The following is a 19,870-nucleotide window of genomic DNA, read 5'->3' as shown; positions in this document are numbered from 1 at the left end:
CGGTAGGGCGGAGGCGGGGGCCGGGTGTGAGGGAGGGCGTTCTAGCGGGCGGCAGCCGTCGGCTGCTCGACGGGCTCGTCGTCGGCCTCGGCGTCGTCGCGGCCGGTGAACTGCAGCACCGCCCACAGGGTGAGGGTGACGGCGGCGAAGATCACCATGACGAGCATCCAGAAGCCCACATCGGCGACCTCGCCCTCGGTCGTCGACGCGGTCGGCAGCACGACGAGCGCGAAGAGGGTAGCGACGACAAGGAACGTGCCCGCCCACAGGCCCTTCGACCGGCGGAAGATCTCGTGCCCCTGCAAGAAGCCGAGCGGCAGCATCGACGCGAGCGCCGCCGTGAGGCCTTCGGCCGCGATCGCGACGAGCGCGTCGGTCGCGAGCATGCCGAGCACGGTCGGCTCGCCCGTCGCGAGGGCCGTCACGATCGAGTACCCGACCCAGCCGAGCAGGGCGAGCCCCACGGTCACGCCGATGCTCGTGAGCGTCGCCCGCACGCGGTACTGCGCGCCGACGCGCGTGAGCAGGTCGAGGCCGATCACGAGGCCGACGAGGAACCCGGGCGAGAACTCGAGCAGGCGCGCGATGACGACACCGACGACCGCGAAGAGCAGGGCCGCGGGCTGCAGGCTCACGCGCGTCGGGATGCTCCACACGCGCTGGATGATCGCCCCGCTGATCCAGGCCGATACGTAGGTGATGACGAACAGGCCGATCGCGAGCGAGACCGTCATGCGCAGCGAGACGGGGTCGACGCCGTAGTCGGGGTCGGCGAAGCCGAAGATGAGCGCGGTGAGCACGACGAGCACCGCGGCCGCGAGCGCCCGCGTGCGGGTGATCGCCGCGAACCACTCGGTGGCCCGCTCGACGCGGTCGTCGATCGCGGCGTACCAGCGACCCAACCGCCGCGAGTTGGCCGCGACCGTGCTGTTGAGCAGCTCGGCCGGGAAGGCGACGAGCAGCAGGATCGCGAGCGCGAGGCCCCCGGCGGTGAGGGCGATCAGCGGCGTGCGGAAGATGCGATCGATCGTGGGGATGCTGTCGCTGAGCGCCGAGGCGGCCGCCGGATCCGAGCGGTCGACCGCCGACCCCGACCCGCCCGAGCCCTCGCTGGGCGCGGCGGCGGGTGGCACGGGGGTGCCGTCGTCATCGGTCTCGGCGGGAAGCACAGTGATGGGGATCGAGACGACCGAGGCGACGCCGCCCGGCGGCGTCGCGGTGGCCACGAGCGTGTGCTCGCCCGGCTCGAGGTCGAGCGGGATCGTGACGTCGAGCGCGAAGAGCCCGAGATCGTCGGCGGCGCCCGCGCCGAGCTGCTGCGGGGTCGAGCGGATCTCGACGTCGACCGAGGTCTGGGCAGGCAGACCCTGCGCCGAGAGCGAGAGCACCTGACCGGGCAGCACCGGGCTGCCGTCGTAGCCCTCGAGCGTCCAGACCAGGGGCTCGGGCGCCGCGACGACGGGAACCGGCACCGAGACGGGCGCGGTGAAAGCCGAGAATCCGTCGTACGACTCGACGAGCCCCGGAGCGGGCGGGGTCGCGACGAATCCCTGCGAACGCTGCTGGGCCCGCAGCAGCACCTCTCCCCCGGCGTTCGGGATCGTGCAGCTCCAGGCTCCGTCCGCCGCCACGGTCGCATCGCACGACGCGCTGGCACCGAGCTGGCGCACGGTGACGCGGTAGCCGGGTTCGCCCTGCCCGCTCGAGACGATCTGGCCGCCCTGCGCCGCGACCTCCGAGATCGTCGGCACGGGCGGGATCAGCACGTAGTGGTCGCGGTAGGCGCTCTCGTCGAAGTAGTAGTACTGCGAGGAGTACACGTTCCAGATGCCGGCCGAGAGACCGCTGAAGCGGCAGTCGTCGATGATCGACGGCTCGGTCACGACGGGCGGACCCTCCCAGTTGCTGTCGATGATGACGCCGCACGAGTCGACGGGCTCACCGTAGAGGTACGCATCGCCGGGGAACTGGGCGACCCGGTAGAGCCGCACCCCCACCGCCGAGTCGGCCTGACCCACGGCGGTCACGTCGATCGACGCCGGCCCGAGCCCGTACGACATCGAGGGGGCCGGCGGCACGACGCGCGCGGGGATCGTCGTCGGCACCCCCGCCGAGGTGGTCGAGACGGCCGCGGCGTACCCGGAGGCGGCCCCGGCGACGCCGGGGTCGTCGGCGAAGCCCGAGACCTCGGTCGTCGCGGTGAAGAGCTCGGTGCCCGACTCGACCTCGGCGATGCACGACCACTCGCCCGTGCCGAGGGTGACGGTGGCGACGCACACGGGCTGCGCCGCGCCATCGCGAACAACGACGTCGATGCCGTCGACGCGCGCGCCCGCGGCCGCGAGCTCGGTCTGCAGGGTGTCGGTCGTGCCGCTGAGGAACGCCCCGCCCGGGAACGGGTCGACGACGAGCGTCGGGGTCGCGGGAACGAGCACCACGTCGTCGCGCGTCACGCTCGTGACACCGTCGGCGAACTGCAGCGCCTCGACGCGGTGGATGCCCGGCACGAGCCCCGCGAACCCGCACGACACGCTCGGCCCTTCGACCGAGGGGTTGCCCGTCGTGCCGTCCCAGCTCGCGGGGCAGGTGCCCCCCGCGACCGCGGCACCGAAGGCGTCGAGCACGAGCCGCCCGCCGACGGTCGCGCTCGCGAGCCCGTCGATCTGGGTGGTCACCGAGGCCGCGCCGGGGGTGAGCGTCACATCGGGCTCGGTCGGAGTGGTCGCGACGCTGATGGTCGCTCCGCCCCCCGGCAGCTCGACCGTGCCGCCCTGAACGTCGGTCGCGACGACCCGCAGCTCCCACTCGCCGAAGGTGGGAAAGGTCGTCGGGCACGAGAAGGTGCCGGCGACGGGCGCCGAGGTCAGGCAGAGCGACGACTCGGTGCCCACCCCGAGGTCGACGCGGTAGCCCAGCACCTCGACGGTGCCGAGGGCGGGCGCGAGCCCCGAAATCACCACGGTGCCGTCGCTCGCGACCGGGATCGGGTCGGCCGCGCTGTCGAGGGGCGCTGCGAGATCGAGCGAGGTCGGCGACGCCGCGGCCCCGTAGCGCAGCGAACTGATGGTGTTGCTCGCCGGGCTGTCGCCATTGACGTCGGTCGCGATCGCGAACAGGTCGTAGAAGCCGTAGGCGCCCTCGGGCACGAGCACGGTGCACGAATCGGGGTCGGTCGTGACGACCACGACGCACCCCTCGGTCGTCACGCCGGTCTCGACAGAGCGGTAGTAGACCCGAATGGTCTGCTCGAGCCCGTTGTCGACGGGGATGACGTCGACCGAAAAGATGCCCTGCGTGTCGTCGAGCGGGCCCTGGATGGTGGGCGGCGCGGCCAAGGCCGGCGCCGCCGACGTGGCGACGAGGGCGCCGGTCGCGGCGAGAACGACGACCGCGGCCGCCGCGAGCGCGCGCCGCACCGAGAGGGGGGAAACCGACATGCGTATCAGCCTCGAAGACGGGGGCGCTTTCGGGTCGGCGCCGACGCGGTCAGGATAACCCGGGAAACCCGGGAACGCATGAGGAAATCTTCACGCGTCCCCGGCAGTTCCGCCGGGTCACCGCGTGGCAGCCTCCTGAGGCTCGAGCAGCGCGTCGTCGTCGTCGCCGCGATCCCGGTCGGTGAAGTGCAAGAGGGCCCACAGCGACAACGCGACGATCGCGAAGATCACCATCACGAGCATCCAGAACCCGACATCGGCGACCTCGCCCTGCTCACCCGCCGCCGTCGGCAGCACGATGAGCGCGAAGAGTGCGGCGACCCCCGCGAACACCGCGGCCCACAGCGGCTTCGAGCGTCGGAAGATCTCGTGACCCTGCAAGAAGCCGAGCGGCATGAGCGCGGCGAGCGCGGCCGTGAGGCCCTCGGCGGTCGTCGCGACGAGCGCGTCGCTCACGAGCAGGCCGACGACGGTCGGGTCGCCCGACGAGAAGGCCGCCATGATCGAGAAGCCCACCCAGGCCAGCAGCGCGAGACCGACGATGACGCCGATGTTGGTGAGCGTGGCGCGCACCCGGTGCGGCGCCCCGACCCGCGTGAGCAGATCGAGCCCGATCACGAGGCCGATCAAGAACCCGGGCGAGAACTCGAGCAGTCTCGCCACGATGACACCCACGACGGCGAAGACGAGCGCCGCGGGCTGCAGGCTGACGCGGGTCGGGATGCTCCAGACCCGCTGGATGATGACCCCGCTGATCCACGAAGCCCCGTAGGTGACGATGAACAGACCGATCGCGAGCGACAGGGTCATGCGCACCGACACGGCGTCGAAGCCGTACTCGGGGTCGACGAACCCGAAGATCAGGGCCGTGAGCACGACGAGCACGGCGGCCGCGAGCGCCCGCGTGCGAGTGACGGCGGCGAACCACTCGGTCGCGCGCTCGACCCGGTTCTCGATCGCCGCGTACCAGCGGCCGAGGCGGCGCGAGTTCGAGGCGAGCGTGCTGTTGAGCAGCTCGGCAGGGAAGGCGACGAGCAGCAGGATCGCGAGCGCGATGCCGCCCGCCGCGATCGCGAGCAGGGGCGTGCGCACGATGCGATCGATCGTCGGGATGCTGTCGCTGATCGCCGAGGGAGCCGCGGGATCGGAGCGATCGGTCGCACCACCGGTTGATCCTCCGTCGCCCGAGACGGCAGCGTCGCTCTTCGCGGGGGCGATGGAGTCGACGGTCTCTTTCGCCGGATCGATGGCCGGAGCGGAGAGCACCGAGACGGGGATCGAGACGGGCGAGGCGACGCCCTCGGGCGGCGTCGCGATCGCCACGAGGGTGTGGTCACCGGGCTCGAGGTCGGCGGGAACGACGACATCGAGCGCGAAGGCGCCGGTCTCGCCGACCACGGTCGAGCCGAGCACCTGCGGCGTCGAGCGGATCTCGACGACGACATCCGTGCCGACCGGAAGCCCCGATGCGGTCAGGCTCAACTGCTGGCCGGGAGTGAGCGGCTGACCGTCGTAGCCTTCGAGCACCCAGGGCAGCGGGGTCGGCTCGGCCACGGGCGGCGCCGGCGGCACGGGCGCGGCGATCGTCACGGTGCGCGATGACGTGTAGGCCGAGAACCCGTTGAGCGAGCGGTCCGAGCTGACGAAGAAGTCGGCGGTGTCGAACCCGACGGACTGCTGCAGTGCACGAAAGCTCTGGGTGCCCACCGGCAAAGCCACGACGCACTGCCACGCACCGCTCTGGCCCACGGTCGCAGAGCACACCCCGCCGCCGTCGGCATCGCGCACGATCGCCCGAAAGCCCGGCTGGCCCTCGCCAGAGAATCGCACCTGCTGGTCGGTGAGCACGGTCGCGGCGAAGCCTGTCGGCGTCGACGGGATGCGCACGTATTCATCGAGGGTCGAGACGTAGCGCTCTTCGAAGTCTTGCACCGTGTAGAAGTTCCAGATGCCAGCCGGCAACCCGGTGACGCTGCACTCGATGACCGGCGGCTGCCCCTCGGCCGAGCACTCTTCGCGCAGCGTGAAGCTGGAGCCCTCGCCGTTGAGCACCGCCCGGTAGACACGGGTCTCGAAGAAGGTGTCGGGGCTGCCCTGCGCCGTGAACGAGACGCGAGCGGGGCCGAGCGTCAGACCGCTCGTCGGGGCCGGCGGCACGAATTCGCCGACGATCTGGTCGTCGGCGGTCGACGCCCCGGTGACGTCGTAGCCGTATGCCCGAAACTCCACGTCGCCCCAGGTCCAGAAGGGATTCCCGGTCGGCGAGCACGACCACTGGCCCGATGCCGGCACCTCGACCACGCAGTACGTGGTGGAGCCCTCACTCGCGAGGATCTCGACCTCGACCGTGCCGAAGGCCGGGCCGGTGCCTGAGAGCGCCGGCGACACGCTCGACCACGCGGTGCCCGACTCGGAGTAGCCCAGCAGAGCCGGCGCCGTGCCCCCGACGGTCACGGTGACGGCGTTGCTCACCGGGCTAGAGACCTGCTCGGCGTCGAAGGCGTCGTACGAGGTCGCGGTCAGCACGTACCGACCGGGGCCTGCCACGGTGATGTCACAGCTGTACGTGGTGTCGAAGTAGGCGACGGACACGCTGCAGGTCGTCGAGAGCACGCCGTTGACGCGAGCAGAGACCGTGACCACCTGGTCGATGCTGTCGGCCAGATCACCCGAGACGGTGAAGGTGGTCGCAACGGTCTCGAACCCGTCGACAGGCGTAGTGATCGACGGCGCGCCAGGGGCGGCGTTGGCCGCCGTCGCACCGACGGCGAACGACGAGGCCACGATCGCGAGCGCGGCGAGGGCTGCCGCCCAGGGTCGACGGGGTGAACGGCGCGAAAGCGACACGGGATTCCTGCCTCGGGTGAGAGAAACGCGGCGCGCGGGGGCACGCCAACCATCAGGCTAACCCGAAGACGTTTCGAACGTGTGACGAAACTGTCGGTCTACTCGTCGAGCGCGAGCTCTTTCGGCAGCTTGAGTTCTTTCTTGCCGAGCTCTTCGACATTCACGTCTTTGAAGGTCAGCACCTTGACGCTCTTCACGAAGCGGTCGGCGCGGTAGACATCCCACACCCACACGTCGGTGAGGGTGAGCTCGAAGTAGAAGTCGCCGCCCATGTCGCGCACGACCTGCTCGACCTCGTTGGCGAGGTAGAAGCGTCGCTCGGTCTCGACGACGTACTGAAACTGCGAAACGACATCGCGGTACTCGCGGTAGAGGGCGAGCTCGACCTCGCGGTCGTAGTCGTCGAATTCTTCGTCGTCCATGGCTAGTCGAGTCTAGACCGTCGCGCCCGGGGCCGAGTCGAGCCCCTCGAGCAGCGAGGGCTGGCGCAACCACGTGACGCGGTGCCGGGGCGATGCCCCGTGCTGCGCGACGGCCGCCAGGTGATCGGGGCTGCCGTAGCCCTTGTTGCCGCTCCAGCCGTAGACCGGCCAGCGCTCGTCATCGGCCACCATGAGCGCGTCGCGGTACTGCTTCGCCACGACCGAGGCGCCCGCGACCGAGGCGCAGTCGCGGTCGGCCTTCACGCGGGTCAGGATGCGCGGGGGCGACGTGAGCGCGGGCGTCAGCCAATCGTGGCTTCCGTCGAGCAGCACCGTCGAGGCGCCGACATCGATGCCCGCCGCGTGGAGGGCGATGAGGCCGCGCCGCGCGGCCATGCCGAGCGCGGCGACGATGCCGTGCTCGTCGATCTCGGCCGGCTCCGCCTCCCCCACCGCGACCGCAGCCGCCCAGGCGTGCACGAGGGGCTCGACCTCGGCGCGACGCGCGGGGCTGAGCAGCTTGCTGTCGCGAAGGCGCTCGGGCGCAGCATCCACCCCGGGCATGATCGCGCAGACGCCCACCGCGACGACGCCCGCGATGGCCCCGCGGCCCACCTCATCGACCCCGATCACAACGGGGGCTCCGGCGGCGAACAGTGCGAGCTCGACCTCGAGCGTCGGGGCCGCGCTCATGCGGTGCGGCTCACTCGGTGCGCTCGACCCCGTCGAACACGATTGGGTAGCTGTCGATCCACTGCCAGCGGTCGATCGGCCAGCTGATGACGAACGCGCGGCCGACGACGTCGGCGATCGGCACGACGCCGTTGAACCGCGAGTCGGCCGAGTCGTAGCGGTTATCGCCCATGACCCAGAGCGTGCCGTCGGGCACGTCTTCTTGAAAGTCTTGCCCGCTCACGTCGGTCGTGCCGTTCGGCAGCGTCACATACGGCTCGTCGAGGGGAACGCCGTTGATGCTCAACTGACCGAGGTCGTTGCAGCACGTGATGCGGTCGCCCGGCAGCCCGATGACGCGCTTGACGAGGTGCTCGTCGCTGTCGGAGGCGCTGAGCCCGATCAGCGACAGCACCCAGTCGCCCGCCGCGGCGAGCGGGGGCTGCGGCGCCTCGGGGGCCGAGGGCAGCCACCCGCCCGGGTCGGCGAAGACGACGACGTCGCCACGCTCGATCGGCACGACGTCGGGCACGAGCTGGTTGACGATGATGCGGTCGTTCACGAGCAGCGTGTCTTGCATCGACTCGGAGGGGATGTAGAACGACCGGATGAGGAAGGTCTTGATGAGGAACGAGATGACGAGGGCGGCGGCGACGATGACGAGCACGTCGCGCAGGAACAGCAGAACGCTGCGGCCCCGCGAGGTCGTCGCACGGTGCGACGGCGCCGCGATGGATGCTGTGCCCGCGGCGGGCGGATTCTGCTCTGTCATGACTCCCCAGGTGCTCCCCGCCAGTCTAGGCGGCTGCCGACGGGAACGACCGAGGGCCTCGCCGACGAATCGACGAGGCCCTCGAGAGTGCTGCAGGACGCGGACTACGCGTCGCGCTTCTCTTTGATCTTGGCCTTCTTGCCGCGCAGGTTGCGCAGGTAGTAGAGCTTGGCGCGGCGCACGTCGCCGCGGGTGACGATCTCGATGTGGTCGATGACCGGGGAGTGCACGGGGAACGTGCGCTCGACGCCGACCTGGAAGCTCACCTTGCGCACCGTGAAGGTCTCGCGGATGCCCTCGTTCGAGCGGCCGATAACGACACCCTGGAACACCTGGATGCGCGAGCGGCTGCCTTCGACGATGTTGACGTGCACCTTGACGGTGTCGCCGGGGCGGAAGTCGGGGATGTCGGTGCGCAGCGAGGCGGCGTCGACGTGGTCGAGGATGTGCATGGTGATTCGCTCTCTGCAACCGCCACAGGTCGATCGCGGTTCCGGGGAAATTCGAAGAAACGCACGGCACTCGCAGATCCACGGCTCCCCTGTGGCAGAGCCGTGCCGAGGCACAAAGAGAAATCATGCCACATCGTGCGGCTCGCGCCCAATCAATGAAAGGATGGTCGGATAGGCAAGGAAGGACCGTCGGGGGACGATCCAGGGGGTACACCATGAATGCACAACCAGCACTCGCGACCGACAAGGTCGTCATGCGCACCGAGCCCATCCAGCAGCGCAGCGCAGAACGCATCACGCTGCTGCTCGATGCGGCAGCCACGCTCATCGACGACTCCGGCATCGACGGCGTCACGACGAGCGCGGTGGCGAAGCGATCGAGGTCATCGGTCGGCGTCGTCTACCGCTACTTCCCGAACATCCAGTCGCTGCTGCGAGCGCTCGCCGCACGCAACATGGAGCGCTACCTCGAGCGCGTCTGGCAGGGCGTCGAGAACTCGCCGCCCGAGCCGTGGTCGTCGTTCGATGCGACCCTCGACGCCTTCATCGACATGACGCGCCACGAGCCGGGTTTCCGCGCCCTGCGCTTCGGCGACGTCATCGACCAGCGCTTCATCAGTCCCGAGCTCAGCAACAACGCGATCCTCGCCCGCGAGTTCGCCTTGCAAGTGGGCCGCACCTACGACTTCGAGCCCGACGACGACATCGTCTTCCACCTCGAAGTGGCGATCGAGATCGCGAGCGGGCTGCTCACGCGGGCGTTCCAGCTCGACAAGAATGGGGATGCGCGCTTCATCGAAGCGACGCGCGACCTGTGCGGCACTTACCTGCGCACCCGCATCCCCCTGCCGAGGACGTAGATGATCGAGCTGCTCACGCCCACCGAGATCGACGAGATGCGACCGGCGGGCCGCTTCGTCGCGAGCGTGCTCAGCGCCACGAGCGCGGCTGCTGACGTGGGGGTCAACCTGCTCGAGCTCGACGCGCTCGCGCACGAGATGATCCGCGCCGAGGGCGCCGAGAGCTGCTACATCGACTACCACCCCTCGTTCGGCGGCTCGCCGTTCGGCAAGGTCATCTGCACCTCGGTCAACGACGCCGCCCTGCACGGGCTGCCGCACGACTACCGGCTGCGCGATGGCGATGTGCTCTCGCTCGACTTCGCGGCCTCGGTCGACGGGTGGGTGTGCGACTCGGCGCTCACGATCGTCGTCGGCACGCCGCGACCCGACGACCTGGCGATGATCAGCACGGTCGAGGCCGCGCTCGCGGCGGGCATCCAGCAGGCACGCCCCGGCCACCGCATGGGCGACATCTCGGCGGCGATCGGCGATGTCGCCGCCGACGCCGGGTACCCCGTCAATCTCGATTTCGGCGGGCACGGCGTGGGCCGCACGATGCACGGCGATCCGCACGTGCCGAACGACGGCCGCCCAGGGCGGGGGCTCAAGCTCAAGCCCGGGCTGGTGCTCGCGATCGAGCCGTGGTTCATTCCCGACACCGATGAGATCTACACCGACGCCGACGGCTGGACCCTGCGCAGCCGCACGGGCAGCCGCGCCGCCCACGCCGAGCACACGGTCGCCATCACGGCCGATGGCCCGGTCGTGCTGACCGCGCGCGACTAGCAGGCCGCGGCCGACGGCCCGCCCGCGGTCAGCAGGCTGTCGTCAGGAGACCCCAGAAGATTCGAGAGCCAGTTCATCGGTCGACCCTTCGTCGGGGCGGGGGCGGCGCGACCGGATGGTCGTCGACGCCATCGCGGCGAACGCCGTCGCGGCCGCGGCGATCAGCAGGGGCCACAGCAGGTAGCCGAGAAAAAGCAGATCGGGGCTGGGCGAGATGGCGAGGATCGCGACGACGAGCGCGAACTCGACGATGAGCAGCAGCTTCTCGCCCACGGTGAGCATCGGAGGTCGCCGCAGCATCACCGCCGCGTGATTGATGGTGAGCGAGAGCGCGAGGCCCGGCAGCACGAACGAGCCCGTGATGAGGGCCTGCAGTGTGGGCAGCGCACTGAGGTCGCCCGTGAGCTGCAGGTACCACGCCGCGACCCCCGCGACACCGGCGAGCACCGCCACGAGCGGCTGCGACCACAGCCACATGCGCTCGCCGGCGGTCATGGCTTCTCGATCAGGTCGGGACGGATCGCCCGCGTGCGCTCGAGCTGCTGCTCGTGGCGCCACGCGGCGACGGCGCCGTGGTTGCCGCTCAGCAGCACGGGCGGCACCGCGAGGTCGCGCCAGACGGCGGGCTTCGTGTAGCTCGGGTACTCGAGCAGGCCGTCTTCGTGGCTCTCTTCGGTGAGGCTCTCGGGGTTGCCGATGACGCCGGGAACGAGCCGCGCGATCGCCTCGATCATCGCCATCGTCGCCACCTCCCCGCCGTTGAGCACGTAGTCGCCGATGCTGAGCACGCGAACCTCCGTGCGCTCAGAGTAGTGGTCGACGACGCGCTGGTCGATGCCCTCGTAGCGACCGCACGCGAACACGAGGTGCTCGTGCTCGGCGAGCTCGCGAGCCTTCCGCTGCGTGAACGGATGCCCGGCGGGGCTGGGCACGATGAGCACGCTGCGCGGGGTGAGCAGGGCATCCAGCGCCTCGCCCCAGGGCTCGGGCTTCATGACCATGCCTGCCCCGCCCCCGTAGGGCGTGTCGTCGACCGTGCGATGGCGATCGTGGGTGTGGTCGCGCAGGTCGTGCACGCCGACCTCGATGACGCCCGCAGTACGCGCGCGCCCGAGCAGCGAGACATCGAGCACCCCGAAGAACTCGGGGAAGATCGTGACGATGTCGAGGCGCACGCTCTGCAGTCTAGGCAGAGGGGGCGACGTCGGCCTCGGGCTCGGCGGCGGGCTGCTCGTCGTCGGGTAGCTCTTCGAAGAGCCCCGCCGGCGGGGTGATCGTCACGGTGCCCGCGGCGATGTCGACGGCGGGCACGATCGCACTGACGAAGGGCACGAGCACCTCGCGCTCACCAGAGGAGATGACCAGCAGGTCTTGCGCGGGGAAGTGCTCGACGCGGGCGACCGTGCCGACCTCGACGCCGTCGCGCAGCGCGCGCAGGCCCACGAGCTGAAAGTCGTACCAGGCGTCGGGCTCGTCGGCCTCGTCGGCGTCTTGGTCGATCCAGAGGATCGCCTTCACGAGGCTCTCGGCCCCGGTGCGATCGGCGACGCCCTCGAAGAACCCGACGGGCTGGCCGTTGTACCAGCGCAGCTCGGCGAGCGTGAGCGTCTTGCCGTGCCACGGCGAGCTCGTCGGCACCTGCAGGGTGAAGACCGCCCCGGGCGTGAACCGCTTATCGGGGTCGTCGGTGAAGAGCTCGAGCTTGAGGGCGCCCTTGAGGCCGTGCGCCTTCGTGAGACGGCCGACCCGCAGCTGCTGCGCGGGGGCGCTCAAAGCTGATCGGTGTCGACGACGTCGACGCGCACGCGTCGCCCGTCGGCGAGCGACGAGATGACCGTGCGGAGGGCTTTGGCGGTGCGCCCGCCGCGGCCGATCACGCGGCCGAGGTCCTCGGGGTGCACGCGCACCTCGAGGACCTCGCCGCGAGCAGAGCTCTGCGCGACGACGGCGACATCGTCGGGGTGATCGACGATCCCCTTGACGAGATGTTCGAGCGTGTCAGCGAGCACTGTCGTCAGGCCTTCTCGGCCTCGGTGTCGTCAGCGGCGGGAGCCTCAGCGGCGGCCTCAGCAGGCGCCTCGGCGGCAGCCTCGTCCGCGGGGGCCTCGACGGGAGCCTCAGCGGCCTCCTCGACGACCTCGGCAGCGGGAGCCTCAGCGGCCTCGTCAGCGACAGGCGCCTCCTCGGCCACGGGGGCCTTCTCGGCGGCAGCCGGCTTCTCGGCCTTGGGCTTGAGCACCGGCTTCTTCTTCTCGTCCATGACGAACGCGGCCTTGGGCTCGGCGAACTTGACGGTGCTCTTGGCACCCTTCTCGCCCTTGAACATGCCCCAGTCGCCCGTGAGCTTGAGCAGCGCGAGCACCTGGGGGCTCGGCTGCGCGCCGACGCTCAGCCAATACTGGGCGCGCTCGGAGTTGACCTCGATGACCGAGGGCTCCTCCGTGGGGTGGTACTTGCCGATCTCCTCGATCGCGCGACCGTCGCGCTTGGTGCGCGAGTCGGCGACGACGATGCGGTAGTACGGTGCACGGATCTTGCCCATGCGCTTGAGACGGATCTTGACAGCCACGTTTCTCCGAAATGTGTGAAGGGATGAGTTGCGACCGGCTGCGTGGGGCACACTCGGCGCGAAAGCTCGTGATGGATGCTCGCGCCGCCTGATTAGAGGGTCGGGCGCGCGAGCACTCGACCCCCTATTCTGGCAGATTTTCGGCGAGGTCGCCGCCGCAGACCGATGAGAGGGCTCAGCGGTGCCCGTCGCGCCAGCTCAGCCACTCGCGCACGGGCGCCATGTCGAACTCGGGGCCGTCCAGGCCCAGCGTGAACAGGGTCGCGCCGACGGCGTGCAGCTCGTCGGCCTGCTGCATCGTGCGCTCGCGGATCTCGACCGAGATCTCGACCTCGCTCACGTCGCGTCCGACCGCCTCGCCGTGCGCCGCGAGCACGCCGAGCTTGTGCTCGAGCGTCGGCACATCGGCGAACGAGTGCCAGATGTCGGCGTGCTGGGCGACGATGCGCAGCGTCTTCTTCTCGCCGCCGCCCCCGATGAGGATGGGGATGTCGCGGGTGGGGGCGGGATTGAGGCGCGACCAGCGGTCACGGATGATCGGCAGGGCATCGGCCAGGGCATCCAGCCGCCCCCCAACGGTGCCGAACTCGTAGCCGTACTCGTCGTAGTCGCGCTCGAACCAGCCCGAACCCGTGCCGAAGATGAACCGCCCGGTGCCGCCCTTGGCGCTGATGTGGTCGATCGTGCGGGCCATGTCGGCCTGCAGGTTGGCGTTGCGGTAGCTGTTGCAGTTGACGAGCGCGCCGAGCTCGGCGTGCGTCGTCTGCTCCGCGATCGCCGCGAGCATCGTCCACGACTCGAAGTGCTGGCCGTCGGGCTCGCCGTAGAGCGGAAAGAAGTGGTCCCAGTTGAAGATGACGTCGACGCCGAGGGCGTCGAGCTCGGCGGCCGCATCGCGGATCCGCTCGTACGAGGTGTGCTGGGGCCGCAGCTGCACGCCGAGGCGCACGGGTCGAGTTGTCATGCCGCTCAGCCTACGGTCGCAGACGCGGCGGCGGTGCGGGCCCAGGGGCTCACGGCCTCGAGCTGCGCCGCGACGCCGAGCAGCAGCGCCTCCCCCGCGCCGTCGGCAGCGGGATGCGCCACGAGCTGCACGCTCAGCGGCACCTGCGCGCCGTCGTGCCACCCGGCCGGAACCGCGGCGGCCGGCCACCCGAGCAGGTTCCACAGCGCCGCGTAGGGCGCGTAGCCGATGTTGGCGCGCAGGTTGGCGACCCAGCCGCGCCGGTGCCAGCCCTCGGCGAGCGGGCCGGACTGCGCAAGGCCCGGGGTGAGGATGACGTCGACGCCGGCGGTGGCGGCCTCGACCCGCGCGCGCAGGCGGTTCACGGGCCCGGGGCGCAGCCCGCCGAGGCGCCGCAGCACGCGGCCCGCCCGCACGTGGGCTCGCACGCGCGGTTCGAGGCGGCGCACGTCGAGCCCGTCGTGCGCGGCATCGTCGGCGGCACCGGCGAACCAGCGGGCGAGCACGGGCAGCGGGTCGGCCGGGTACGGGATGCGCAACTCCACGACCTGGTGGCCGGCGGCCCGCAGGGTCTCGGCAGCGCGATCGGCAGCCGCCCTCCACGCGGGGTCGAGTGTCGCCAGCGGCGTCGGGATGCCCGTCGCAAGCCCGATGCGCAGCGCGCGCGGGGCCGCCACCTCGGCGAGCGCCGGGCGACCCGCCATGACCGAGAGCATGAGCGCGGCATCCGCCACCGTGGTCGCGAGCGGGCCGTTCTCGCTCATGCCGAACCAGCTGTGCGCGCCCATGTCGGCGGGCACGAGCCCCGAGCCGGGTTTGAGGCCCACGAGCCCGCAGTTGGCGGCGGGGATACGGATCGACCCCATGCCGTCGGCGGCGTGCGCGACGGCGACCATGCCGCTCGCGACCGCGGCGGCCGAGCCGCCCGACGAGCCGCCCGAGGTGCGGTCGGGGTTGTGCGGGTTGCGCGTCGTGCCGTAGACCGAGTCGGTCGTGCCGAAGACGCACAGCTCGGGCACGCGCGTGAGGCCGACGACGATGGCCCCGGCGGCGCGCAGCCGCGCGACGACCTCGTGGTCGGCCGGTCGCGGCTCGGCGCTCGTGGCCGCGCTGCCCTCGCGCATCGGCTCGCCCGCGACGGGGATGTTGTCTTTGATCGCGATCGGCACGCCAGCAAGCGGCAGGTGCTCGCCCGCGGCGACGCGCGCATCCAGCGTCGAATCGAGCGCTGCGGCCTCGGCGAGCGCCCGCTCGGCGCGCACGAGCTGAAAGGCGCCGAGGGCCGGGTCGAGTTCGGCGATACGGGCTAGGGCCGCCTGGGTTTCGGCGACGGCCGTCGTGGTGCCGGCGCGCACGGCGGCGGCGGTGTCGACAGCGGTCAGAGCGGGTGCGTGCACGGCGTCGGGCGAGCTCATGGCATCACCCTACGTCGCGCGCTCGGGGCACGCGGAGATCAGCGGCCGAGCAGCTTCTGGATGGTCGCGAGGTCCTCCGCGCTCGGCTGCGCGCCCGCGGGTGCTCCCCCGCCGAGTCCGAATCCGGCGCCGGATGCGCCCGCACCCGCCCCGGGCTTCAGCCCTTGCGCGCGAGCGGCCTCCTCGGCCGCGCGCTTCGCCGGGTTGCCCGACTTCGAGGCGCCCTTGCCCTTCTTCTTGGCCGCGGCCTTGCGGGCCGTCGCGGCTCCCCCACCGCCGCCCATGCCGGGCATCGGACCCATGCCGGGAATCTGCGGCATGCCGCCCTTGGCGACGGTCTTCATCATCTTCGCCGCCTGCTCGAAGCGCGTGACGAGCGAATTCACCTCGGTGACGGTCGTGCCCGAGCCGCGCGCGATGCGCAGGCGCCGCGACCCGTTGAGCAGCTTCGGCACGCGGCGCTCGGCGGGCGTCATCGACTGGATGATCGCCTCGGTGCGCACGAGCTCGCGCTCGTCGAAGTTGTCGAGCTGCTCGCGCATGCCCCGAGCGCCCGGCAGCATACCGAGCATGCCCTTGATCGAGCCCATGTTCTTGAGCTGCTGCATCTGGGCGAGAAAGTCTTCGAGCGTGAAGCTGTCGGTCGCGAACTTCTCGGCGGTCTTGCGCGCGTCTTCGTCATCGAAGGCCTTCTGCGCCTGCTCGATGAGGGTCAGGATGTCGCCGAGGTCGAGGATGCGGCTCGCCATGCGGTCGGGGTGGAACGGCTCGAAGTCGTCGAGGCCCTCACCCGTGCTCGCGAACATGATCGGCCGGCCCGTGATGCTCGCGACGCTGAGCGCGGCACCGCCGCGCGCGTCGCCATCGAGCTTCGACAGCACGACGCCCGTGAAGTCGACGCCGTCTTGGAAGGCCTTGGCCGTCGCGACCGCGTCTTGACCGATCATCGCGTCGATGACGAAGAGCACCTCGTCGGGGTCGACAGCCTTCCGGATGTCGGCGGCCTGCTTCATGAGCTCGGCGTCGACACCGAGGCGGCCGGCCGTGTCGACGATCACGACGTCGTGCTGACGATCACGCGCGTGCTTGATGGCGTCTTTGGCGACCTTCACGGGGTTGCCAACACCATTGCCGGGCTCGGGCGCGAACACCGCGACCCCGGCCTGCTCGGCCACGACCTGCAGCTGCTGCACCGCGTTGGGGCGCTGCAGGTCGGCGGCGACGAGCAGCGGCGTGTGGCCATCCGCCTTCAGCCATTTCGCCAGCTTGCCGGCGAGCGTCGTCTTTCCGGCGCCCTGCAGGCCCGCGAGCATGATGACGGTCGGCGGGGTCTTCGCGAACTCGAGCCGGCGCTGCTGACCGCCGAGGATCGTGATGAGCTCGTCGTTGACGATCTGCACGACCTGCTGGGCGGGGTTGAGCGCCTTGTTGACCTCGTCGCCGAGCGCGCGCTCGCGCACCGCGGCCGTGAAGTCTTTCACCACGGGCAGGGCGACGTCGGCATCGAGCAGCGCGCGGCGGATCTCGCGCACGGTGCCGTCGACATCGGCCGGGCTGAGCTTGCCCTTCGTGCGCAGGGCGCTGAAGGTCGCTGTGAGCCGGTCGGAGAGAGTGCCGAAGGTCGCCATAGTGGCCCCATTCTAGGCGGCGTGCTCTGGTTGACTGGGCCCACCGGCTTTCGAGGAGGAACCATGCGTCGTGCGATCTTCGGTCATGAACCCCAGGTGGATGCGCAGGCCTGGGTCGCCCCGAACGCCACCCTCATCGGCCAGGTGCGCATCCACCCGCGCGCCTCGGTGTTCTACGGATCCGTGCTGCGCGGCGACCGCGACGCCATCGAGCTCGGCGAGGGCTCGAACCTGCAAGACAACGTGACCGTGCACGGCGACCCGGGCAAGCCCACGATCGTCGGCCGCGGGGTCAGCGTCGGGCACGCGGCGATGCTGCACGGCTGCACGATCGAGGACGACTGCCTCATCGGCATGAGCGCGACCGTGCTCAACGGCGCCGTCATCGGGCGCGAGTCGCTCGTCGCCGCGGGCGCCGTCGTGCTGGAGGGCACGATCGTGCCGCCCCGGTCGCTCGTCGCCGGCGTGCCGGCGAAGGTGCGGCGCGAGCTGACCGACGACGAGGTGGCGGGCATCCGCCGCAACGCCGAGACGTACCGCATGCTCGCCGCCGAGCACGCCGCCCTCGACTAGCCGCTCTCGGCCCCAGATCTGGGGCAGAACGGCGCTAGGTCGACGCTGATACGCCGCTGTGGCCCAGATCTGGCACCTGAAGCGTGGTCAGGGGACGAGGCTCGCGGCGAAGACGTGCGGCGTGAAGCCCGTCAGGTCGCCGATGCCCTCGCCCTGCCCGATGAGCTTGATCGGGATGCCCGTCTGCTGCTGCACGCGCAGCACGAAGCCGCCCTTGGCCGAGCCGTCGAGCTTCGTGACGACGAGCCCCGTCACCCCCGCGCTCTCGATGAACGCCTCGGCCTGTGCGAGACCGTTCTGACCCGTCGTGCCGTCGAGCACCAGCAGCACCTCGGCGATCGGCGCGAGCTTCTCGATGACGCGCGTGACCTTGCCCAGTTCATCCATGAGGCCCGACTTCGTCTGCAGCCGCCCGGCGGTGTCGATGATGGCGATCTCGATGCCGTTGTCGATCGCGAACTGCACCGTCTGGTAGGCGACGCTCGCGGGGTCTTGCCCCGGGTGCTGGGGGCGCACGACCTGCGCTCCTGCGCGCCCGGCCCAGGTCGCGAGCTGGTCGACCGCCGCGGCGCGGAACGTGTCGGCAGCGCCGACGACAACCGTGCGCCCGTATCCGGTCAAGAACTTCGCGAACTTGCCGATCGTCGTCGTCTTGCCGACCCCGTTGACGCCGACCACGAGCACGACGGCGGGGCGGTTGCTGAGCGTCAGAGTCGGGTCGTGCGCGGCGAGCCGCTCTTCGAGGGCCTCGCGCAGCATGCGCGTGAGATCGCGCGGGTCGGTCGTCTTGTACTTGGCGACCTTGGCGCGCAGCTCGTCGAGCAGCGACTCGGTGATGTCGGGGCCGAAATCCGCGCCGAGCAGCGCGGTCTCGAGGTCGTCCCAGGTGTCGTCATCGATGGTCGGGCTCGTGAACAGGCCGCGCAGCGCGCCGCCCAGCCTCCACCCTTCAGCCATGCCTCCAGCCTAGTCGTGTGCACCCCTCGCGCCACTTTCGTCAGATCTGGGGCAAACGGGCGTATCGGTGGAGCAGTTTCGCCGAGAAGGGGAGAATCTGGGGCCCACCGCGTCAGGTTGGGCAAACGCGGTTCTCAAGGCCTCGCCATGGGCGGGATGGCCAACCGCAGCCGCGTCCGCGTGCGCCAGCCGCGCGCGCGCAAGCGCCGCGCGACAGAGCCGAGCACTCGACTCGGGTCCGAGTACAGGTCCTCCCGCGAGCACCGGATTGCGCTCCACTCGGCGTCGGTGAACGCATCGAAGCGACGCAGATCGCGCGCAAACACCCGATTGTCGGTGCGGTGACCGTCACCTTCGTACTCAATGAGCACTCGATAGAACGGCCACGCAAGGTCGGGGTGGAGCAGCCCGAGCGGCGTCGAGACCTCGGGCGCTACCTCTGGCTCGGGGAAGCCGGCTTGGGTCAGTAGCAGCCTGAGGTGCGACTCTGGTCGGGAACGGACGCCGGGCCGAGAACGATCAACCGCCCGACGAAGAGCTGCGGCGCCGGCGCGACGGGCGCTACGCGCGAGCATCCTGTCAATGTCGGCGAGGGTCGCGAGTTCGTCGGAGAAGCGCGCCGCGTCGACAAGGGCGACGAGATCAGGCAACTCGAGATCGGTCGCCGCCGTCAGCAGCGTCGCGCCAATCGTCGCCACCGGTAGAGGCACGAGCTCTCCCGTCGAGCAAGGCACTAGCAACTGCTCGTAGGCGGGTTCTGCGATATCGCGCTGGTGCCCGATGATGCCCTGAGCGCGAGGCGTGTGCGCACCGCGCGGGACCGTGACATGCAGGGGGCCGTTCTCGACCGCACGCGGAAGCGGAAGCCCCCGGAGCCCCGCCGCAGTCGTGTTCGAGAACCACGCCGGCTGCTGCATGACCTGCGCATAGGCCCATGCGCGGTCAGCCGGTGTCTGTGGAGGAACGGAGAAAGTCGCGACTCCTCGGAACGGATGGTGAACATCCGCTCGGCGCAGTCGATCGGGAGGTACACCGAGACGAATCGCTTCAGCAGTCGAGAGCGACTCGCCGAGGACAACGAACGGGAGCGGGTTCGGGGCTCTGGACATGTCCGAGAGAATCCCGTGCACGCGGGGCCTCACGCCGGAGGGCCTCGAACTCGGTCAGATTTACCCCAAGGAGCCTGAACTGTGAGGGAATAGCGCCCTTACGCCCCAGATCTGGAGAAAGTCGGGGCTACTCGTCGCGCATGCGCTCGTAGATCTTCTGGCAGTCGGGGCAGATCGGGAACTTCTCGGGGTCGCGCCCCGGGGTCCACTTCTTGCCGCACAGCGCGCGCACGGGCTTGCCGGTGAGGGCCGACTCGATGATCTTGTTCTTGGGCACGTAGTGCGAGAAGCGCTCGTGGTCGCCGTCCTCCAGCTGCTCCTCGTTCAGCAGCTTCTCGAGCTCGCGGTCGAGCACGTCGGTGCCCCCGCCCTGCCCCGCCCCGCCCGGTTCGTCCAGTGTCGCCATGCCGCCAGTCTACGACCGG

20 protein-coding genes are annotated in these 19,870 nt (G+C 70.5%); 3 read left to right on the top strand and 17 right to left on the bottom strand.

Features of this window, described 5'->3' with window-relative positions; translation table 11 throughout:
* Positions 1–41 precede the first annotated feature (41 nt).
* From ACK4HH_RS09165 to rplS, 6 genes are all read right to left on the bottom strand, one after another.
* The gene (locus ACK4HH_RS09165) at positions 42–3,437 is read right to left on the bottom strand and encodes a hypothetical protein (protein ID WP_409650965.1); all 3,396 of its coding nucleotides are present in this window, start codon (positions 3,435–3,437) and stop codon (positions 42–44) included.
* A 117-nt stretch (positions 3,438–3,554) separates the two neighbouring features.
* A complete protein-coding gene (locus tag ACK4HH_RS09160; protein WP_409650963.1) occupies positions 3,555–6,284 on the bottom strand; it encodes a hypothetical protein in 2,730 nt (909 codons plus the stop codon).
* A gap of 98 nt (positions 6,285–6,382) precedes the next feature.
* Positions 6,383–6,706: a DUF2469 domain-containing protein gene (locus tag ACK4HH_RS09155; RefSeq protein ID WP_319015241.1), complete on the bottom strand. Its 324-nt coding sequence runs from the start codon at positions 6,704–6,706 to the stop codon at positions 6,383–6,385.
* Between the two features lie 12 nt (positions 6,707–6,718).
* Positions 6,719–7,399 carry a ribonuclease HII gene (locus ACK4HH_RS09150; RefSeq protein ID WP_409650961.1) on the bottom strand — a complete coding sequence of 227 codons (681 nt, stop codon included), beginning with the start codon at positions 7,397–7,399 and terminating at the stop codon, positions 6,719–6,721.
* A 10-nt stretch (positions 7,400–7,409) separates the two neighbouring features.
* Complete coding sequence (lepB, locus tag ACK4HH_RS09145; RefSeq protein WP_409650959.1) at positions 7,410–8,150, bottom strand: signal peptidase I; 741 nt, start codon at positions 8,148–8,150, stop codon at positions 7,410–7,412.
* Positions 8,151–8,254: 104 nt separating this feature from the next.
* The gene (gene rplS / locus ACK4HH_RS09140; protein ID WP_255158938.1) at positions 8,255–8,602 is read right to left on the bottom strand and encodes a 50S ribosomal protein L19; all 348 of its coding nucleotides are present in this window, start codon (positions 8,600–8,602) and stop codon (positions 8,255–8,257) included.
* A 215-nt stretch (positions 8,603–8,817) separates the two neighbouring features.
* On the opposite strand from rplS, the gene ACK4HH_RS09135 reads away from it, so the two are divergent.
* Together ACK4HH_RS09135 and map are read left to right on the top strand one after the other, a co-directional pair.
* Entirely contained in the window at positions 8,818–9,462 is a 645-nt protein-coding gene (locus ACK4HH_RS09135) for a TetR family transcriptional regulator (RefSeq protein WP_409650957.1), read from the top strand.
* A complete protein-coding gene (gene map, locus ACK4HH_RS09130) occupies positions 9,463–10,230 on the top strand; it encodes a type I methionyl aminopeptidase (protein WP_409650955.1) in 768 nt (255 codons plus the stop codon). It abuts the gene before it with no gap.
* A gap of 42 nt (positions 10,231–10,272) precedes the next feature.
* Here map and ACK4HH_RS09125 read toward each other — a convergent pair whose 3' ends face one another.
* The 8 genes from ACK4HH_RS09125 to ffh form a co-directional block, all read right to left on the bottom strand.
* On the bottom strand, positions 10,273–10,725 hold the full coding sequence (locus tag ACK4HH_RS09125) for a hypothetical protein (RefSeq protein ID WP_409650953.1): 453 nt from the start codon (positions 10,723–10,725) through the stop codon (positions 10,273–10,275).
* The gene (gene trmD, locus ACK4HH_RS09120) at positions 10,722–11,405 is read right to left on the bottom strand and encodes a tRNA (guanosine(37)-N1)-methyltransferase TrmD (RefSeq protein WP_409650951.1); all 684 of its coding nucleotides are present in this window, start codon (positions 11,403–11,405) and stop codon (positions 10,722–10,724) included. Before trmD ends, ACK4HH_RS09125 begins: the two co-directional genes overlap by 4 nt.
* Positions 11,406–11,415: 10 nt before the next feature.
* Entirely contained in the window at positions 11,416–12,003 is a 588-nt protein-coding gene (rimM, locus tag ACK4HH_RS09115) for a ribosome maturation factor RimM (protein ID WP_409650949.1), read from the bottom strand.
* On the bottom strand, positions 12,000–12,239 hold the full coding sequence (locus tag ACK4HH_RS09110) for an RNA-binding protein (protein WP_255158931.1): 240 nt from the start codon (positions 12,237–12,239) through the stop codon (positions 12,000–12,002). Before ACK4HH_RS09110 ends, rimM begins: the two co-directional genes overlap by 4 nt.
* Positions 12,240–12,244: 5 nt before the next feature.
* A complete protein-coding gene (gene rpsP, locus ACK4HH_RS09105) occupies positions 12,245–12,799 on the bottom strand; it encodes a 30S ribosomal protein S16 (protein ID WP_409650947.1) in 555 nt (184 codons plus the stop codon).
* A 175-nt stretch (positions 12,800–12,974) separates the two neighbouring features.
* Positions 12,975–13,763: an LLM class F420-dependent oxidoreductase gene (locus ACK4HH_RS09100; RefSeq protein WP_409650945.1), complete on the bottom strand. Its 789-nt coding sequence runs from the start codon at positions 13,761–13,763 to the stop codon at positions 12,975–12,977.
* Between the two features lie 5 nt (positions 13,764–13,768).
* A complete protein-coding gene (locus tag ACK4HH_RS09095) occupies positions 13,769–15,178 on the bottom strand; it encodes an amidase (RefSeq protein ID WP_409650943.1) in 1,410 nt (469 codons plus the stop codon).
* A gap of 38 nt (positions 15,179–15,216) precedes the next feature.
* Complete coding sequence (gene ffh, locus ACK4HH_RS09090) at positions 15,217–16,806, bottom strand: signal recognition particle protein (RefSeq protein WP_409650941.1); 1,590 nt, start codon at positions 16,804–16,806, stop codon at positions 15,217–15,219.
* 63 nt (positions 16,807–16,869) lie between these two features.
* On the opposite strand from ffh, the gene ACK4HH_RS09085 reads away from it, so the two are divergent.
* Positions 16,870–17,379 carry a gamma carbonic anhydrase family protein gene (locus ACK4HH_RS09085; protein ID WP_409650939.1) on the top strand — a complete coding sequence of 170 codons (510 nt, stop codon included), beginning with the start codon at positions 16,870–16,872 and terminating at the stop codon, positions 17,377–17,379.
* Between the two features lie 87 nt (positions 17,380–17,466).
* On the opposite strand, the gene ftsY is transcribed toward ACK4HH_RS09085, so the two are convergent.
* From ftsY to ACK4HH_RS09070, 3 genes are all read right to left on the bottom strand, one after another.
* The gene (ftsY, locus tag ACK4HH_RS09080) at positions 17,467–18,336 is read right to left on the bottom strand and encodes a signal recognition particle-docking protein FtsY (RefSeq protein ID WP_409650936.1); all 870 of its coding nucleotides are present in this window, start codon (positions 18,334–18,336) and stop codon (positions 17,467–17,469) included.
* Positions 18,337–18,470: 134 nt separating this feature from the next.
* On the bottom strand, positions 18,471–19,253 hold the full coding sequence (locus tag ACK4HH_RS09075) for a hypothetical protein (RefSeq protein ID WP_409650934.1): 783 nt from the start codon (positions 19,251–19,253) through the stop codon (positions 18,471–18,473).
* A 319-nt stretch (positions 19,254–19,572) separates the two neighbouring features.
* Positions 19,573–19,851: a DUF3039 domain-containing protein gene (locus ACK4HH_RS09070; RefSeq protein ID WP_409650932.1), complete on the bottom strand. Its 279-nt coding sequence runs from the start codon at positions 19,849–19,851 to the stop codon at positions 19,573–19,575.
* Positions 19,852–19,870: the final 19 nt, after the last annotated feature.

Source organism: Microcella sp. (assembly GCF_046296455.1).
Classification (GTDB): Bacteria; Actinomycetota; Actinomycetes; order Actinomycetales; family Microbacteriaceae; genus Microcella.
The sequence above is the reverse complement of the archived record's forward strand: the minus strand, read 5'-3'. Positions and strand labels throughout refer to the sequence as shown.